General features: G+C 67.1%; 14 protein-coding genes. 8 read left to right on the forward strand and 6 right to left on the reverse strand.

What is annotated here, in order from left to right; translation table 11 throughout:
• Position 1: 1 nt before the first annotated feature.
• The 6 genes from ASC55_RS16650 to ASC55_RS16675 all read right to left on the reverse strand — a co-directional run bounded on the left by ASC55_RS16650 (position 2) and on the right by ASC55_RS16675 (position 6,095).
• Positions 2-1,210 (reverse strand): YihY/virulence factor BrkB family protein, encoded by a 1,209-nt coding sequence (locus tag ASC55_RS16650; RefSeq protein ID WP_055877667.1) that lies wholly within the window; start codon positions 1,208-1,210, stop codon positions 2-4.
• A gap of 105 nt (positions 1,211-1,315) precedes the next feature.
• A complete protein-coding gene (locus ASC55_RS16655; RefSeq protein WP_017828462.1) occupies positions 1,316-2,083 on the reverse strand; it encodes a succinate dehydrogenase iron-sulfur subunit in 768 nt (255 codons plus the stop codon).
• Between the two features lie 2 nt (positions 2,084-2,085).
• Positions 2,086-3,912, reverse strand: a complete 1,827-nt coding sequence (gene sdhA / locus ASC55_RS16660) for a succinate dehydrogenase flavoprotein subunit (RefSeq protein WP_017828463.1) — start codon at positions 3,910-3,912, stop codon at positions 2,086-2,088.
• A gap of 17 nt (positions 3,913-3,929) precedes the next feature.
• Positions 3,930-4,379 (reverse strand): succinate dehydrogenase hydrophobic membrane anchor subunit, encoded by a 450-nt coding sequence (locus ASC55_RS16665; protein ID WP_055877669.1) that lies wholly within the window; start codon positions 4,377-4,379, stop codon positions 3,930-3,932.
• Positions 4,379-4,813 (reverse strand): succinate dehydrogenase, cytochrome b556 subunit, encoded by a 435-nt coding sequence (sdhC, locus tag ASC55_RS16670; protein WP_074731658.1) that lies wholly within the window; start codon positions 4,811-4,813, stop codon positions 4,379-4,381. Before sdhC ends, ASC55_RS16665 begins: the two co-directional genes overlap by 1 nt.
• Positions 4,814-5,024: 211 nt before the next feature.
• Positions 5,025-6,095: a substrate-binding domain-containing protein gene (locus ASC55_RS16675; RefSeq protein WP_055870859.1), complete on the reverse strand. Its 1,071-nt coding sequence runs from the start codon at positions 6,093-6,095 to the stop codon at positions 5,025-5,027.
• A gap of 153 nt (positions 6,096-6,248) precedes the next feature.
• On the opposite strand from ASC55_RS16675, the gene ASC55_RS16680 reads away from it, so the two are divergent.
• The 8 genes from ASC55_RS16680 (at position 6,249) to ASC55_RS16715 (ending at position 15,341) form a co-directional block, all read left to right on the forward strand.
• Complete coding sequence (locus tag ASC55_RS16680; RefSeq protein WP_055870862.1) at positions 6,249-6,674, forward strand: MarR family winged helix-turn-helix transcriptional regulator; 426 nt, start codon at positions 6,249-6,251, stop codon at positions 6,672-6,674.
• Positions 6,675-6,756: 82 nt separating this feature from the next.
• Positions 6,757-7,965 (forward strand): acetamidase/formamidase family protein, encoded by a 1,209-nt coding sequence (locus ASC55_RS16685; protein ID WP_200935195.1) that lies wholly within the window; start codon positions 6,757-6,759, stop codon positions 7,963-7,965.
• An 82-nt stretch (positions 7,966-8,047) separates the two neighbouring features.
• Complete coding sequence (locus ASC55_RS16690) at positions 8,048-8,677, forward strand: AmiS/UreI family transporter (RefSeq protein ID WP_055877671.1); 630 nt, start codon at positions 8,048-8,050, stop codon at positions 8,675-8,677.
• 44 nt (positions 8,678-8,721) lie between these two features.
• The gene (locus ASC55_RS16695) at positions 8,722-9,837 is read left to right on the forward strand and encodes a mannose-1-phosphate guanylyltransferase (RefSeq protein ID WP_017828465.1); all 1,116 of its coding nucleotides are present in this window, start codon (positions 8,722-8,724) and stop codon (positions 9,835-9,837) included.
• Positions 9,838-9,997: 160 nt separating this feature from the next.
• Entirely contained in the window at positions 9,998-11,119 is a 1,122-nt protein-coding gene (locus ASC55_RS16700) for a BMP family lipoprotein (protein WP_055877675.1), read from the forward strand.
• Positions 11,120-11,227: 108 nt separating this feature from the next.
• Positions 11,228-12,742, forward strand: coding sequence for an ABC transporter ATP-binding protein (locus ASC55_RS16705; RefSeq protein WP_017828467.1), 1,515 nt, complete (start codon positions 11,228-11,230; stop codon positions 12,740-12,742).
• The gene (locus ASC55_RS16710; RefSeq protein WP_055870872.1) at positions 12,739-14,058 is read left to right on the forward strand and encodes an ABC transporter permease; all 1,320 of its coding nucleotides are present in this window, start codon (positions 12,739-12,741) and stop codon (positions 14,056-14,058) included. Before ASC55_RS16705 ends, ASC55_RS16710 begins: the two co-directional genes overlap by 4 nt.
• Complete coding sequence (locus tag ASC55_RS16715; RefSeq protein ID WP_017828469.1) at positions 14,058-15,341, forward strand: ABC transporter permease; 1,284 nt, start codon at positions 14,058-14,060, stop codon at positions 15,339-15,341. The genes ASC55_RS16710 and ASC55_RS16715 overlap by 1 nt, the downstream gene beginning before the upstream one ends.
• Positions 15,342-15,356: the final 15 nt, after the last annotated feature.

The following is a 15,356-nucleotide window of genomic DNA, read 5'->3' on the forward strand; positions in this document are numbered from 1 at the left end:
CCTAACGAGCGCCGCCGACATCCCGTCCCGGTCGATGCAGCTCCGTGAGCAGGCGCTGGGCCAGCGGGCCGCGCGGGTCGTCGGGTGGGGGAGGAGAGGCCTCGAGGTCCGTGAGCTCCTGCTCCGCGTCGCGCACGGCCCTCTCCGCAGCCCAGGCGCGGTACCACGGCGCACTCTCGCGGGCGGCGTGGGCTTTGCGCACCCGGATGCGCGCCGCCGTCAACAGCGCTTCATACTCGGCCACGCGGCGTTCGGCATCCGTGAGCGTCAACAGAGGTAGATCGCGATCCTGCGCGGCGACAGCGATCCAGGAGGACGCCACCAGCATCACCACCCCGTTCACACGGAACCACAGCAGGAGCCCGATGAAGATGGCGAACGTGGCGAGCAGTGGGTTGGAGGGCGTGTAGCTCAGCAGGAATCCGGCCCCGTACTGGAGGATGGTCATCGCGCCGCCGCCGAGAAGCGCCCCCGGCCAGATCACGTGCCAGTGCAGTGACGTTCCCGTCAGGAAGCGCACCATCGCCGCCAGCGCCCCGGACATCAGGGCGAAGGACACCAGCACGGTGCCGATGCGGATGCTGATGTTGATCCCGTCGGAGCCGGAGTCCCACCCCAGCAGGCTGAGGAGCCAGCTCAGCACCGCCGCGCTGGCGGAGCTGAGCAGTGAGCCGACGACGAGAGAGACACCGAAGATCACGGCCGCCAGCAGGTCCCTGGCCTTCAGCAGCACGTAGCTGCGCCGGTCCGGCGGCAGGCCGAAGATGTCCCTCGTCGCCCGACGCGAGAACGTGACCCATCCGATGGCCGTCCAGATCACGGTGCCGAGGGCGATCAGACCGGTCACGCTCAGCAGCCCCGTGGTGTTCACCGCGATCTCCTGCACCTGTGCGGGCGTGAAGACACCGCCTTCGGGGAGGATCAGATTGGGGATGTAGCGGTTGATCATGGCGATCAGGCCATCCACCGCCTCCTCGCTGCCACCGAGCCAGAGCCCGGCGATCGCGAAGACGAGATAGATCGCCGCGAAGATCGCGAACAGCGCTTGATAGCTCACGCCCGCAGCGAGGAGGAATCCGTTGTGCTGCAGGAAGTGGCGCCAGACCCGCACAGGGAACAGACCGAGGGTGCGCTGTGTCAGTGCGGTCGCGCGTTCGACGGCCGCATCGAGGCGACCGGACTCGGCCTCGGAGCCATCGGGTTCGGACACCTCCCCACCCTACCCAAGAGGTGGCGGCGAGGAGAGTGGTGGCGGATACGCGAACAGGCGGCCCCGGAAGGGACCGCCTGTTCGGATGCGACTGCAGAAGCGTCGTCAGGGACGCCCGCGGAGCACGGCCTGCTTGACCTCGGCGATGGCCTTGGTGACCTCGATGCCACGGGGGCATGCCTCGGAGCAGTTGAAGGTGGTGCGGCAGCGCCACACGCCTTCCTTGTCGTTGAGGATGTCGAGGCGGACCGCCGCGTTGTCGTCGCGGGAGTCGAAGATGAAGCGGTGGGCGTTGACGATCGCGGCCGGGCCGAAGTACTGCCCGTCGGTCCAGAACACGGGGCAGGACGAGGTGCACGCGGCGCACAGGATGCACTTGGTGGTGTCGTCGAAGATCTCGCGGTCGGCGATGGACTGGACGCGCTCCTTGCCCTTCTCCGGCACGGAGCTGGCGACCAGGAACGGCTGCACCTCGCGGTACGACGCGAAGAACGGCTCCATGTCGACGACCAGGTCCTTCTCCAGCGGCAGGCCCTTGATCGCCTCGACGTAGATCGGCTTCGAGATGTCGAGGTCCTTGATCAGCGTCTTGCAGGCGAGGCGGTTGCGGCCGTTGATGCGCATGGCGTCGGAGCCGCAGATGCCGTGGGCGCAGGAGCGGCGGAAGGTCAGGGAGCCGTCGACCTCCCACTTGATCTTGTGCAGGGCGTCGAGCACACGGTCGGTGGAGTAGAGCTCCACGTCGTAGTCGACCCAGTGCGGCTCGGCGTCGACCTCCGGGTTGAACCGGCGGATGTTGAACGTGACGACGAAGGACTGGATGCCGGTCTCCTCGGTCGTGTCGGCAGGTGCCTCTGCGATGGCGGTCGACATGCTCAGTACTTCCTCTCCATCGGCGGGTAGTTGAACTCGCCCTGCTCGTTCTTCGTGAAGACGACCGGCTTCCAGTCGAGCTTGATGTGATCGCTCGGCGTGGAGGAGTGCGGGTCACCGGTCAGGTAGGCCATGGTGTGCTTCATGTACTTCTCGTCGTCGCGCTTCGGGAAGTCGTCGCGCATGTGTCCGCCGCGGCTCTCCTCGCGGTTCTGCGCGGCGTAGACGACGACCTCGGCGATGTCGAGGAGGAAGCCCAGCTCGACGGCTTCGAGCAGGTCGGTGTTGAACCGCTGGCCCTTGTCGTCGACGTGGACGTTCTTGTAGCGCTCACGCAGTTCGGCGATCACGCCGAGCACGTGCTGGAGGGAATCGTGCGTGCGGAAGACCTGCGCGCCCTTGTCCATCTCGTCCTGCAGGGTCTTGCGGAGCACGGCGATGCGCTCGGTGCCCTGGTTGTTGCGCAGGTCCTCGAGCATGCCCGACACGAATGCCGCCGGGTTCTCGGGGAGCGGCACGAACTCGGCGGTCTTGACGTACTCGACGGCGTTGCGGCCGGCGCGCTTGCCGAAGACGTTGATGTCCAGGAGCGAGTTGGTGCCGAGGCGGTTCGCGCCGTGCACCGAGACGCAGGCGCACTCGCCGGCGGCGTAGAGGCCGGGGACGACGGTGGTGTTGTCCGCGAGCACCTCGCCGTCGTTGTTGGTCGGGATGCCGCCCATGGCGTAGTGCGCGGTGGGCATCACGGGCACGGGCTCGACGACCGGGTCGACGCCGAGGTACGTACGGGCGAACTCGGTGATGTCGGGGAGCTTGGTCTCGAGAACCTCGGCTCCCAGGTGCGTGCAGTCCAGCAGCACGTAGTCCTTGTGGGGACCGGCGCCACGGCCGTCGAGGACCTCCTGCACCATGCAGCGGGCGACGATGTCGCGAGGGGCGAGGTCCTTGATGGTCGGGGCGTAGCGCTCCATGAAGCGCTCACCCGAGGCGTTGCGCAGGATCGCGCCCTCTCCTCGTGCACCCTCGGTGAGGAGGATGCCGAGACCGGCGAGCCCGGTCGGGTGGAACTGGAAGAATTCCAGGTCCTCGAGGGGGAGTCCCTTGCGCCACACGATGCCGACGCCGTCGCCGGTGAGGGTGTGCGCGTTCGAGGTCGTCTTGAAGATCTTGCCGAAACCGCCGGTCGCGAAGATCACGGCCTTGGCCTGGAAGACGTGCAGCTCGCCGGTGGCGAGGTCGTAGGCGACGACGCCCGAGACCTGGGTCTTGCCGTCGGCGTCCTTCACCGTGAGCAGATCCAGGACGTAGAACTCGTTGAAGAAGTTGATGCCGAGCTTGACGCAGTTCTGGAACAGCGTCTGCAGGATCATGTGGCCGGTGCGGTCGGCGGCGTAGCAGGCACGGCGGACCGGGGTCTTGCCGTGCTCTGCGGTGTGCCCGCCGAAGCGGCGCTGGTCGATCTTGCCCTCGGGCGTGCGGTTGAAGGGGAGGCCCATGTTCTCGAGGTCGATGACCGCGTCGATGGCCTCCTTCGCGAGGATCTCGGCCGCGTCCTGGTCGACGAGGTAGTCGCCGCCCTTGACGGTGTCGAAGGTGTGCCACTCCCAGGAGTCCTCTTCGACGTTCGCGAGGGCCGCCGCCATACCGCCCTGCGCCGCACCGGTGTGCGAGCGCGTGGGGTACAGCTTGGAGATCACGGCGGTCTTCGCCCCGGGGCCCGCCTCGATGGCGGCACGCATGCCCGCCCCACCGGCTCCCACGATGACGATGTCGAACTGGTGGTAGTGCACGCCGTCACGGACGACGGAATCCTGCGTCTCGGTAGTCACTTCTCGTATGCCTTCTTCTAGTTCCCGACGATCGCGGCGCATTCGGACCAGAGGACGCTGTCCTCTGTCACACCCAGGCACGGGTCGAACGTGAAGACCACGAGCGTGCCGAGGATGATGAGCAGGCCGGCGGCCAGCCCGAGCGCCCAGACCAGCGCCTTGCGCGCCGTGCTGTTCGTCACGTAGTCGTTCACGATCGTGCGCATGCCGTTGGCGCCGTGGATGAGTGCGAGCCATAGCATCAGCACGTCCCACCACTGCCAGAACGGCGTGGCGAACTTGCCGGCGATGAACGCGAAGTCGAGGGCGTGGATGCCTTCGCCCACCATGAGGTTGACGAAGAGGTGGCCGAAGATCAGCACGACGAGCACGACGCCCGAGACGCGCATGAAGATCCAGCCCCACTTCTCGAGGTTGACTCCGCGGCGGCGGCGCACCGGGGCGACTGCCATGGTCTGTGCAGACATCAGTGTCCCCCTCCGAACCCGGCGAACGCGAGCATCAGGTGGCGGGGCACGAAGCCGGCCATGATGATGCCCCACACCAGCAGGACGCCCCAGAACAGCTGACGCTGATACTTGGCGCCCTTCGACCAGAAGTCGACGGCGATGATGCGCAGGCCGTTCATCGCGTGGAACACGATGCCGGCGACGAGCACGACCTCACCGAGGGCCATGACCGGGTTCTTGTATGTGCCGATGACGGCGTTGTACGCCTCCGGCGACACCCTGATCAGCGCCGTGTCGAGCACGTGCACCAACAGGAAGAAGAAGATGGCGACTCCGGTGATGCGGTGAAGCACCCACGACCACATGCCTTCGCGACCCCGATAGAGGGTGCCGCGTGGGGTCTTGGACGTGGTTTCCGAAATCGACGGTGTCAAGCGGGCGCTTGTGGACACGGTCGTCCTCCCTGGATCGATGTGACTCGGTCGCGTGCACTGCTCTCGTTCAAGTGTGAGCCTGGCGAAGTCTCAGGCACGCCCGATCGCTGTCCATCTTATTCCTGTCAGATCACTGGGAGCGACGAAGGGGAGCCTAAGTCTCTCGATGTCGGGAGAGCCCGAGCATCCTGCGTGCCCCGTCCCCACCCTGCGGCCGGTGCGTGTGCGCTCAGGGGACACCGCCGAAGGACGCCAGGACATCGAACTCGAACCGGTCGGCGCGGGCGATGTGCACGCGTTGACGCGTGCCCCCTTCGGAGAGGGTGACGAGTCCGCGCGGGCCCTCGTAGGAGACTCCTTCGCTCGCGCTGGACAGCAGCGAGCGGACGTCGAGGGAGCGTGCGTGCTCGGCGGCTGCGGCCAGTGCGAGAATCCCCTCGTAGCAGGACTCGGCCGCGTTGTTGAGCGCGGGGGCGTCGAAGCCGAACTCCGCTCCGTAGGCGCCGGCGAAATCGAGTGCCGACGGCGTGGCGAGGGTGTTGAAGTACGCCGCAGCCACATAGAGCTCGTGGACCGCATCCTCTCCGGAGGCCAGCAGCATGTTCTCCTCCATGAGCGGGGTGAATCGGATCAGGTGATCCTGCAGCCCCGCCGCAGCGAACTGGCGGTTGAACAGCACGGCATCGCGGCCGACCAACAGCATCACGACGCCCTGGGCGCGGGCCGTCGACAGCTCGCCCAGCACGGCGCCGAAGTCGCGGCAGCCATATCGCACGAAACTCTCGTGCACGATCTCGAGTCCGGTGGCGTCGGCGTGACGGCGGATGGATCGCGCCGTCTCACGCGGCCAGATGTAGTCCGCGCCGACGATCGCCCACCGCCGCACACCGAATTCGCGACGCAACCATTCCAGACCCGGGGTCATCTGGTCGGCAGGCGTCTCTCCCGTCGAGAGCACGCCGGGTGTGCGCGCTCCCTCGTGGAGGGACGTGTAGACGTAGGGGACGCCGTATCTCGCCAGGACGGGGGCGAGGTGCTCTCGTACCGACGAGATGTGCCAACCGGTGATCGCGTGGGCGCGGTCCTCCTGGATCGCGGCGACCACGTTGCGCTGAGTCTCCTGCACGCTGCCCCCCGCATCGATGACCTCGATGACGACCTCGCGTTCGAGGATGCCGTGCCGTGCGTTGAGCTGCGATGCCGCCAGCTCTGCCACCGCCTCGCAGGAAGGGCCGAAGATGCCGCCCGGTCCCTGGCGGGGGATCGCGAGGCCGATGCGCAGGGGCTCATCGATCCGCATTGTCGATCCTCTCTGATCGAAGTAGTGCCGGCGTCGGGGTCTGCCGGTCGCGCCGGGACGCTCGTGACCGCTTTTGCACTCATATGGAAGTATGATTCGCGGGAAGCGAATGGTCAAGATGTGACGTATCGCTGGACGGGAGAGTGCTCACTCATGGTCGCTGATTCCGTGGTTCGGGCGGACCTGGCGCGAGCATTGCTGGTGGCGGCAGACGGCATCGAACGCGCGATGGCGTCCGGCCTGCGAGGTACGGGGCTCGGCGTCGCGCACTATCTCGTGCTAGACCACCTGCGTGAGTGCGAGGTGGCGACGACATCCGAGCTCGGTCGCATCGCACTCGTCCCTCCGGCGACTCTGACGCGAACGATCGACAAGCTCGTCGATCTCGCCCTCGTGCACCGCGTGCTCGACGAGGAGGACCGGCGGAGGATCGTCGTCCGCCTGACCGACCGCGGGAGAGGGAAGGCCGTTGCCTATGCCGACCTGGTGGACGCGGAGATCGCGGGGGCGCTGCCCGACTTGCGCGAGTGGGAGACGCAGGCTCTCACCGAGATGCTCCGCGGGGTGCCGCTCCGGTAAGCGATCGGGTCCTGCGGTCCTTGACTATTAGTTCCAAATGGAATTAAATCCTCCTAACTGTTCAACGCAGAGGAGGACGACGATGTCTGAAGGTACGGATTTCACGACGACCGGGGTCTCGCGGTTCCCGGATCGGGACCTGGGTGTGCAGAGATTCCGATGCGAAGTGGGGGTGCCACTCGCGGAGCAGAAGGAGCTGGGGCACAACCGCTGGCACCCTGACATCCCGCCGCTCGTGGAGGTCGGGCTGGGCGAAGAACTGATCCTGGAGTGCGGTGGGTACGACGACTACCAGCTGCAGGACGACGACGACCCGAGTGACATCCAGAACTTCGATCTGTTCCGGACGCATCCGCTCACCGGACCGGTGCGGGTGGACGGTGTCAAGCCGGGAGATCTGCTCGTCGTGGACATCCTCGACGTCCAGCCTCTCTCGGGAATCGGCTACTCGAACATCCTGCCCGGGATGGGCGGGCCGTTGGCCTCCTGGTTCCCCGAGGGCTTCAAGACGGTGTGGGATCTCCACGGCACGTCGGCGACGAGCCGCCAGATCCCCGGAGTGGCGATTCCCGCCATCAGCCACCCGGGCATCACCGGTGTCGCTCCCTCTCACGACCTGCTCCGTGTCTGGAACGAACGGGAGGACCCGCTGATCGCGGACGGACTCGCGGCCCCACGGCTCGATGCCAAGGATGCGTCCGTGCTGCGAACGCTCGAAGGCGAGGAATGGGAGCGCGTGGCCGCGACGGCGGCTCGTACCATTCCTCCCCGCGAGAACGGCGGGAACATGGACATCAAGAACCTCTCGCGGGGGTCGCGCGTGTTCTTCCCCGTGTTCGTGGAAGGGGCGCTCTTCTCCGCCGGAGACTTCCACTTCGCGGAGGGCGACGGCGAAGTGACCTGGAACGCGATCGAGATGGACGGTGTCGGCTGGTTCCGGTTCTCGGTCATCAAGGACGGCATGGCGCGATACGGCGTGCGCACGCCGATGTTCCGGCCGTCGCCGTTCGACCCGGACTTCGGGACACGCTACATCTCGTTCACGGGGCTGTCGGCGGCGGGCGGTGAGCAGAAGTACCTCGACACCACGATGGCGGCGGTGCAGGCCATCGAACAGGCGATCGAGTATCTGGGCAAGTTCGGGTATACCCCGGAGCAGGCCTACACGATCATCTCGGTCGCCCCGTGCGAGATGCACGTCGGCGGGATCGTCGACATCCCCAATGCCGCGGTGGTGTTGAAGGTGCCACTCGACATCTTCGACAAGGACATCCTGCCCCGCAACGTCTGACGGGCGGGACGACCCACCTCCGGCGCGATGGCGGGCGCGAATCGAACGCGTCTGCCATCGCGCCTCAAGGAAGGAGACGAGGATGTCGGATATCGGCCTTCTCTACGTCGGTGCGGTGCTGATCATCAACGGCGTCATGCTGCTCGGGGTGATGACGGGTCGCGATGCCGCACCGCTCAATCTGTTCGTCGGCGCGATGCAGGTCTTCACGCCGACACTGATGGTCGTCGGGGCGCAGGGCGATGACGCGGTGATCCTTGCGGCGAGCGGTCTCTATCTCTTCGGATTCACGTACCTGTGGGTGGGGATAAATGCGCTCGCGGGCCTTCCCGCTCGCGGGCTCGGATGGTTCTCGTTGTTCGTGGCGGTCGCGGCGATCGGCTTCGCGGGGGCCACCTGGGCGCAGGGCGGCCGGGTCTTCGTCGTGATCTGGATCCTGTGGGCCGTGCTGTGGATGTTGTTCTTCCTGGTCCTCGGTCTGGAGAAGCAGGGACTGACGCGTTTCACCGGTGCCGTCGCGGTGACGGAAGGCATCTGCACGGCAGCGATCCCCGCGTGGCTCTCGCTGACCGGCGGGCTCCGGGACTCGGACACGCTGGCGCTGGTGTACGCGGTCGCCGCCGTCCTCGTCCTGCCGATCCTCTACGTACTCACGAGGGTGCGTACTGCCGGTTCCTCCAGCGCCGAGGCCGTGGCCCCGGGCGTCGGATGATCGGCGCCGGATGTCGGCTGCTTCTCTGCGGCTACCCTGGCAGGGTGAGCGCACCCATCAAGGATTTCTACGCAGTCATTCCCGCCGGCGGCATCGGCAGCAGGCTGTGGCCGCTCTCCCGGGCGGACGCACCGAAGTTCCTGCACGACCTGACAGGGTCCGGGCACTCGCTGCTGCGCGACACCTGGGATCGGCTCGTCCCGCTCGCCGGGGCGGACCGGATCGCCGTCGTCACCGGCCGTGCCCATCGCGCGGCCGTCGAGGCGGAGCTGCCCGGCATCCCCGACCTGAACGTCTTCCTGGAGTCCGAGCCGCGCGAGTCGGCGGCGGCGATCGGACTCGCCGCGGCGATTCTGCACCGCCGCAATCCCGACGTGATCATCGGCTCGTTCAGCGCGGACCACGTGATCCGCGGCACACGCGTGTTCGAGTTCGCGGTGCGCGACGCCGTCGAGGTGGCGCGGGAGGGGTACATCTGCACGATCGGCATCACGCCGACCGAGCCGGCGATCGGTTTCGGCTACATCAAGATGGGGCCCGAGCTCGTGGTCGAAGGCGCGCGCGAGGCCGCTCTCGTCGAGAGTTTCGTGGAGAAGCCTGATCTCGAGACGGCGAAGTCCTACATCGCTGATCGCGGGTACCTCTGGAACGCGGGCATGTTCATCGCCAAGGCCAGCGTGCTGCTGGAGGAACTGGCCGTGAACGAGCCCGAACTGCACGCCGGTCTGCTCGAACTCGCCGAGGCATGGGACGACCGCGATCGTCGAGGACCGGCGGTCGATCGGATCTGGCCGCGCCTGAAGAAGATCGCGATCGACTACGCGGTCGCCGAACCCGCCGCCCGCCGCGGACGCCTCGCCGTCGTCCCCGGCCACTTCGACTGGGACGACGTGGGCGATTTCGCCTCGCTGACCAAGCTCATCACCAACGGTCGCAAGAACGATCTCGCCGTTCTCGGCCCGAACGCGCGCGTTCTCACCGACGGCGCGAGCGGAATCCTCGTCAGCCAGACCTCGCGCGTGATCAGCCTGGTGGGGGTGCAGGACATCGTCGTGGTCGACACCCCCGACGCGCTGCTGGTCACCACCGTGCAGCACGCGCAGCGGGTCAAGGGCGTGGTCGAGTCGCTCAAGCTCACCGGTCGCGGAGACGTGCTCTGATGCCTGCTCCGATGAGCACGCTCTCACGCTCATCGGCTGTCTTGATTTCAGCTTGGTAACCATTGGCCAGCACATGCGGGGCGGGCGTGCACAAAAGCCGAAACAGTAGGTAACTTTGATCGATCCGCGATGGCCGCGGTTTCGTTGAGGGAGGCATCAGTTGACCATCTCCACCACCAAGAAGCTGCTCGGCGTCACCGTCGCCGCTGGCGTCGTCTTCGCACTCGCCGGTTGCGGCCAGGCACCGACAGACAAGCCCGCCGGCTCCGGCGAGCCGGTCGCCTCCGACTTCCTTCCCTGCCTCGTCTCCGACGCCGGCGGATGGAACGACAAGTCGTTCAACCAGTCCGCCAAGGAGGGCATGGACAGCGCCGCCGAGGAGCTGGACATCAAGCCCCTCGAGTTCGAGTCGGCGAATGACAACGACTACGCGCCGAACCTCGAGACCGCGGTCTCCGAGGGCTGCTCGCTCATCGTCTCGGTCGGCTTCAAGCTGTCCGCTGCCACGGTCGAGTCCGCTCTCGCGAACCCCGACATCGACTACGCGATCATCGACGACTGGGCCGACAACGACTTCGACGGCACCGTCGATGCCCCGAACATCAAGCCCCTCGTCTTCGACACGGCTCAGGCCGCATACCTCGGCGGCTACGCTGCCGCATCGTGGTCTGCCCAGAGCGGTGTGAACAAGGTCGGCACGTTCGGCGGAATGCAGATCCCGTCGGTCGCCGTGTTCATGGACGGCTACCAGCTCGGTGTCGAGAAGTACAACGAGGACAAGTCCGCTGCGGTCGAGGTCTTCGGCTGGGACGAGGCCACGCAGAAGGGCTCGTTCACGGGCGGCTTCGACGCGAACGACACCGCCAAGCAGACCGCACAGGGTGTGCTCGACCAGGGCGTCGACGTCATCCTCCCGGTCGGCGGCCCCGTCTACCAGAGCGCGGCTGCGGCGATCGCCGACAGCGGCAAGGACACCCTGATGCTCGGTGTCGACAGCGACCTCGCCGTCGCCGACCCCGAGGTGGCCGGCATCACGCTCGTCTCGATCATGAAGGCGATCGACGTCGCCGTGAAGGACGCGACCCTGGCTGCGGCCAAGGGCGAGTTCGACCCGGCCCCGTACGTGGGCACGCTCGAGAACGAGGGCGTCAAGCTCTCCGGCTTCGGTGACTTCGAGTCGAAGCTGCCGGAGGGTCTGACCGACGAGCTCAAGGCTCTGCAGGAGCAGATCATCGCCGGCGACATCAAGGTGGAGTCCCCGAACTCCCCGACCTCCAAGTAATTCCGTCGCAGTTCCCGCACGGGGCGAGTGGTGAGCAGGATGCCACTCGCCCCGTGTCGTGGACGGACGATGATTCTCCTGGACAACTCTTCTGGATAAGGTGCAGATATGAAGCTCGAACTTCGCGGCATCACCAAGCGATTCGGCACCCTCGTTGCCAACGACCACATCGATCTCGTGGTCGAACCGGGTGAGATCCACGCGCTCCTCGGTGAGAACGGCGCAGGCAAGTCCACCCTCATGAACGTGCTCTACGGCCTGTATCAGGCCGACGAGGGCGAGATCCTCCTCGATGACGAGGTGCAGCGGTTCCGCGGTCCCGGTGACGCGATGGCTGCGGGGATCGGCATGGTCCACCAGCACTTCATGCTCGTCCCGGTGTTCACCGTGGCCGAGAACGTGATGCTCGGACACGAACAGACCAAGGCCCTCGGCACGCTCGACATCGCGAAGGCGCGAGAGCACGTGCGATCGGTCGCCGCCCGCTTCGGTTTCGACATCGACCCCGACGCCCTCGTCGGAGACCTTCCCGTCGGCGTGCAGCAGCGCGTCGAGATCATCAAGGCGCTGTCGCGCGACGCGAAGGTGCTCGTGTTCGACGAGCCCACGGCCGTGCTCACGCCGCAGGAGACCGACGAGCTGATGAGCATCATGCGCCAGCTGCGCGACGAGGGCACGGCGATCGTGTTCATCACGCACAAGCTGCGCGAGGTCCGCGAGGTCGCCGACAAGATCACCATCATCCGTCTCGGCCGCGTCGTCGGCGAGGCGTCCCCGACCGCGACCAACGGCGAGCTCGCCTCGCTCATGGTCGGCCGAGCCGTCGAGCTCACCGTGCACAAGGAACCGCCGCGCCTGGGCGAGGGCGGATTCGAAGTCAAGGGACTGCGCGTGCTCACTCCCACCGGGGCCATCGTCGTCGATGGTGTCGACTTCGCCGTCCGACCGGGAGAGGTGCTCGCGATCGCGGGTGTCCAGGGCAACGGCCAGACCGAGCTCGTGGAGGCCATCGTCGGCCTCGCCGCCCGCGTCGAAGGCAGCATCGAGCTCGACGGCAACGAGCTCGTCGGCAAGAGCGTGCGCGCGATCCTCGACGCCGGAGTCGGCTTCGTGCCGGAAGACCGCACGGAAGACGGCCTGGTGGCCGGTTTCTCCGTCGCGGAGAACCTGATCCTCGACCGTTCGGACGACCCGGCGTTCAGTCGCGCGGGAACACTGCGGCGCTCGGTGCTCGACGAGTTCGCCCGTGCGCGCATCAAGGAGTACGACATCCGCACCCAGGGTCCGGAGACGGCCGCAGGAACGCTGTCCGGCGGAAACCAGCAGAAGGTCGTCATCGCCAGGGAGATGAGCCGCGATCTGCGCCTCCTCGTCGCGGCGCAGCCCACCCGTGGTGTCGACGTCGGCTCGATCGAGTTCATCCACAAGCGGATCATCGAGACGCGCGACGCGGGTGTGCCCGTGATCGTCGTCTCCACGGAGCTCGACGAGGTCGCAGCTCTCGCCGATCGGATCGCGGTCATGTACCGCGGCACGATCGTCGGCATCGTCCCCGGCGACACGCCTCGGGAGACGCTCGGACTCATGATGGCCGGAGCGGCCGAAGGGGAGGTGGCCGCGTGAGCGGAGCGACACCCGGCGCAGGAGATGTGACCAAGGGGATTCCGCCGCAGGAGCTCAGCACGAGCACCGGCACGGTCCCGCGCGACCCCTCCGATGTGCCGCCGCCCCCGCGCGGCAACGTCATCCTCAAAGAGATCCTCCGCGGCAATGCGGTCACCACGATCCTCGCGATCGTGCTGGCACTCATCGTCGGCGGCGTCCTGATCGCCTTCACGAACGAAGACGTGCTGGAAGCATCCGTCTACTTCTTCGCACAGCCCGGTGATACGTTCGCCGCCGCGTGGAACGCCGTCTACAACGGGTACGAGGCCCTGGTCCGCGGAGCGATCTTCAACGCCCGCGGCGCGGACTTCGCGGCGCAGATCCGACCGCTGACCAACACGCTCGGCTTCGCGGCGCCGCTCATCGCGGCCGGCCTCGGCGTGGCGCTGGCATTCCGCGTCGGCCTGTTCAACATCGGTGCTCGCGGCCAGATGCTCATCGGTGTGGCCGTCGCCGCACTGCTGACGTTCTCGCTCGACCTGCCGATCTGGTTGCACATCCCGGTCACGCTCATCGCCGGCATCGCGGGCGGTGCGCTCTGGGGCGCGATCGCGGGACTCATCAAGGCGCGCACGGGTGCGCACGAGGTGATCCTCACGATCATGCTGAACTACATCGCGTACTACCTGCTGCTGTGGATGATCCGCACCCCGGGTCTGCTGCAGAAGCCGGGGACGAACCAGGCGCTCGGATCGGCGACGCCGGAGAGCGCCCAGTTCCCGACGCTGCTCGGACCGCAGTTCCCGTTGCTCGACCTCGGCTTCGTGATCGTGATCGTGGCGACACTGTTCGTCTGGTGGCTCATCGAGCGCTCGTCGCTCGGCATGCGCATGCGCGCCGTGGGGGAGAACCCGCACGCCGCGCGCGCCGCGGGCATCAGCGTCCAGCGCGTCTACGTCTACGCCATGCTCTTCGCCGGTGGCCTCGCCGGTCTCGCGGGCATGAACCAGATCCAGGGCGCGGTCACCACGGGCGTCACCGAGACCATCGATGCCGGGATCGGCTTCGACGCGATCACCGTCGCCCTCCTCGGCCGCAGCCGCGCCTGGGGCACGTTCGCCGCCGGCATCCTGTTCGGCGCGCTCAAGGCAGGGTCCTTCTCCATGCAGGCGCAGGACATCCCGGTCGACATCGTGCTCGTCGTGCAGTCGCTCGTGGTGCTGTTCATCGCCGCGCCGCCGCTGCTGCGCGCGGTGTTCTTCCTCCCGAAGACCGATATCGAGAAGGCGGCCAGGCTCAGAGCCAAGGCCGCGAAGAAGGCGGTGGCGGCATGATGTCCCTCGTGCAGACTCAGGCCGCCGACGGCACGGTCCAGCTGGCGACCGTGAAGGAACGGCACCTCAAGGCGCCGATCGTCCTCGCCGGCGCCACCGTGCTCCTCGCGCTGCTGTTCCTGTTCGTGCCGCGCGACGGCACCAGCACGTTCCGCCTCTCCGACCAGTCCTCGGCGCTCGCGCTGCCGGACGTGGCGCTGCCCACGGCTTCGACCTTCTGGGTCGTGATCGGCATCCTCGTGGTGCTGACGGTGGGGGCGTTCCTTCGGGCATGGACCTACCGTGCGCCCTCGCTGTGGCTGGTGATCGCGTTCAGTGTGCTGGCCGTGTTCGCGTTCCTCGTCTGGGCGGCCGCCGGCGGACTCGTGCCCGTCACGAGCCTGCTGTTCGGTGCGGTCTCGCTCTCGGTGCCTCTGGTCTTCGGAGCTCTCGGCGGCGTCATCGGCGAGCGTGCCGGCGTCGTGAACGTCGCGATCGAAGGGCAGCTGCTCCTGGGCGCGTTCTCCGCGGCGCTCCTGTCGAGCATCACGGGCAACCCGTTCGTCGGTCTCGTCGGCGCCATGATCGGCGGCGTCCTGGTGGCGAGTGTGCTCGCCGCATTCGCGATCAAGTACCTCGTCGAGCAGGTCATCGTCGGTGTCGTGCTCAACGTGCTCGTCACCGGACTCACCGGCTTCCTGTACGGCGCTCTGCTCGCTCCGAACGAGGCGACGCTGAACAGGCCGGTGCGCTTCCCGCGCGTCGAGATCCCGGTGCTCAGCGACATCCCGATCATCGGACCGGTGCTGTTCAACCAGACGTTCATCGGGTACCTGATGTTCATCACCGTCGGCGTCGTGGCCTGGGGCCTCTACCGCACCCGGTGGGGTCTGCGGCTGCGTGCCGTCGGTGAGCACCCGCAGGCTGCGGACACCGTGGGCATCAAGGTGAACCCGACCCGGTTCTGGAACGTGCTGCTCGCCGGCGCGATCGCAGGCATGGGCGGCGCGTACTTCACCCTGGTCTCGGTCCCGCAGTTCGGAAAGGACATGACGGCCGGGCTCGGCTTCATCGCCCTTGCCGCGGTGATCTTCGGACGCTGGGACCCGATCCGCGCGACGCTCGCGGCGCTGCTGTTCGGATTCGCCACCAACCTGCAGAACCTGCTGTCGATCCTGAAGACGCCCATCCCGGGTGAGTTCATGCTGATGCTGCCCTACGTGGTGACGCTGCTCGCGGTCGCCGGGTTCGCCGGGCAGATCAAGGCGCCTGCCGCCGACGGCAAGCCCTACATCAAGTCGTAGCCCTGCAGGGAAGAG

The organism is Microbacterium sp. Root322 (assembly GCF_001425645.1).
Lineage (GTDB): Bacteria > Actinomycetota > Actinomycetes > Actinomycetales > Microbacteriaceae > Microbacterium > Microbacterium maritypicum.